Source organism: Streptomyces sp. NPDC058964, assembly GCF_042741275.1.
Classification (GTDB): domain Bacteria; phylum Actinomycetota; class Actinomycetes; order Streptomycetales; family Streptomycetaceae; genus Streptomyces.
In genome coordinates this window covers 1-2466 of record NZ_JBHYKH010000822.1, presented here as the reverse complement: position 1 = coordinate 2466, position 2466 = coordinate 1, and the positions used below count along the sequence as shown (strand labels likewise).

The following is a 2466-nucleotide window of genomic DNA, read 5'->3' as shown; positions in this document are numbered from 1 at the left end:
GGCGATGTCGCCGGCAACGCGTTCCCAGAAGGCCACGGCGGGCGGGTTGTCCTGCTGGAACGCGATCTCCCACCGCCCCGGATGCCGGAGCAGGACGTCCCGTACGGCGCGCAGTCCAAGGCCCCGCCGCCTGGCCCCGCGCACCACGAAGAAGCTGTTGAGCACGCGCGTCGGGCCGGTCAGACCGCGCACGAGGGCGAAGCCCGCGGGGTGGCCGTCACAGCTCATCAGGTACGGCGCCCAGCCCGGGTCGGTGAAGGCCGCGCCGACCCTCTCGTTACGGAAGGATCCGTCGGGACGGGGCAGCACTCCCCGCGCCTCGGACAGATCATGACGGAACATCAGCCACAACCGCTCCACGGTCGGGCGGTCGTCGGCGGTCGCGGGGCGGACGGTCGGGACCTTCAGGTCCTGCTTCGCATTCTCTGGCATGAAAAAAGCCTCCCCGGCGGACGTGTGTCCAGCCGGGAAGGCCTCACGGATGACCGTAACTCTAGCGCACGACGGGGCGGTCGGGGTCAGGTTCCGGCGGGCTCCGTGTCCGGGGCGGACGCGATGACGTACTCCTCGGCGATCTCCTTCTCCCCGAACGGCCACACCTTCTCCGACCGTGCCCAGATCAGGAACGCCGCACAGCCCAGGACGACCCAGGCCAGGGACCACTCGATGGGATGACGGCCCGGGGAGTTCTTGTCGGCGTAGCCGTAGATCACGCACCAGCCGACGAAGGCGAGGATGCTCGGCAGGGGGTAGAGCCACATGCGGTAGGGGCGGCGCAGGGCCGGTTGACGCCTGCGCAGCACCGACAGCGCCACGATCTGCGCCAGCGCCTGGACGATGACCATCACCGTGGTGAGGAGCTGGATCAGGGTCGCCAGGTCGGTGTGCCGGCCGATCAGGAATCCGACCGCGGTGATCACCCCCATCGTCGCCAGACCGAGCATGGGGAAGCGGTGCCTGGCGTGCAGCTTCTCGTACGGGCGGAAGAAGACGCGGTCGCGCGCGGCGTCGTAGGGCACCCGCGAGCCGCCGAGGAGGCCGGTGAACACCGAGGCGAATGCGGTGACCAGGATCAGGACGGTCACCGTGTCGGCCGCGCCCTTGCCCCAGGTCTTCTCCAGCACCGCCGACGCCACCGAGGTGGAGGCGATGTCGTCCGGATCGGTCATCCGGTGCCAGTCGATGACGCCGAGCGTGCCGATCTGCAGGAGCAGGTAGATCGCCATGATGCCGAGGATCGAGAAGAGGATGGAGCGCGGCAGCGTACGGCCGGGGTCCTTGATCTCCGCGCCCATGTAGGCGGTCGTGTTGTAGCCGAGGTAGTCGTAGATGCCGATGGTCAGGCCCGCGGCGAAGCCGAGCCAGAAGTGGTTGCTCGTCAGGTCGAAGGCGTGCGCCGGGTAGGTGAAGGCCAGGTGGGGGCTGAAGTCGGTGGCCGCGGCGACGATCACCAGGAGCACCGAGGCGATCATCACGGCCCACATCACGGCGGTGATGCGGGCGATGTGCTCGATGCCGCGCCACAGCAGGATCACGACCAGGGCGATGATGCCGAGGCCGATCAGATCGCCCGAGGACTTCCCGAGGCCGGGGGCGAGGTAGCCCAGGTACTGGACGAAGCCGACCACGCCCGTGGACATGATCAGCGGGATGAAGAGCATCGCCGTCCACACGAACAGGAACGGCATCAGACGGCCCGTGCGGTACTGGAAGGCCTGGCGGAGATAGACGTAACTGCCGCCGGAGCCGGGCATCGCGGCGCCCAGCTCGGCCCATACGAGTCCGTCGCAGAGCGCGAGCACCGCGCCCGCCAGGAACCCGATGACCGCTTGGGGGCCGCCGAACGCGGCGACCATCAGCGGGATGGTCACGAACGGACCGATCCCGCACATCTGGCTCATGTTGATGGCGGTGGCCTGGAAGAGGCCGACGCGACGGACGAAGCCACCCGCGGGTGGCGGACTACCGGACATGGGAACTCCTGACGCAACGGACGGAGAGGCTCGCCCGGCGGGGCTGAACGGCCGATCCGGCTGGGCTGATGGCCGATAAAGTTAAGGAGACTTACTAGAGGCGTCAAGTATGCGTCAGGAATGCATGAGAATGGTGCGATGCCCGCCAGCGACGTCGTAGAGCAGCAGGACCAGCCCTGGAGCCGCCGACGGCTGCGCAGCGCGAACGAGCGGCTGCTGCTCGACCGGCTGCGCGCTCTCGGCGCGGCGTCGCGTGCCCAGCTGGCGCGCGAGACCGGGCTGTCCAAGCCGACGGTGTCCAGCGCGCTCGCCGCCCTGGAGGCGGCCGGGCTCGTCCACGAGGTCGGCACCCACGCCCCCGAGCGCGGCCGGATCGCGGTCCTGTACGCCCCCGATCCGGCCGCCGGTTACGCACTCGGCGTGGACATAGGCCCCAGCCGGCTGCGGGTCGCGGTGGCCGATCTTGACGGCACGGTGGTCGCCCGGTCCGACG

The 2466-nt window shown here is 69.5% G+C and carries 3 protein-coding genes; 1 reads left to right on the top strand and 2 read right to left on the bottom strand.

Annotated elements, in window-relative coordinates; genetic code table 11:
• Both ACFW2E_RS45215 and ACFW2E_RS45210 read right to left on the bottom strand, forming a co-directional pair.
• Positions 1 to 432, bottom strand: a 432-nt coding sequence (locus ACFW2E_RS45215) for a GNAT family N-acetyltransferase (RefSeq protein WP_384477548.1), incomplete at its 3' end; no start/stop codon positions are given.
• An 86-nt stretch (positions 433 to 518) separates the two neighbouring features.
• Entirely contained in the window at positions 519 to 1973 is a 1455-nt protein-coding gene (locus tag ACFW2E_RS45210) for an APC family permease (protein WP_384477545.1), read from the bottom strand.
• Positions 1974 to 2111: 138 nt separating this feature from the next.
• On the opposite strand from ACFW2E_RS45210, the gene ACFW2E_RS45205 reads away from it, so the two are divergent.
• Positions 2112 to 2466, top strand: a 355-nt coding sequence (locus ACFW2E_RS45205) for a MarR family transcriptional regulator (protein ID WP_384477543.1), incomplete at its 3' end; no start/stop codon positions are given.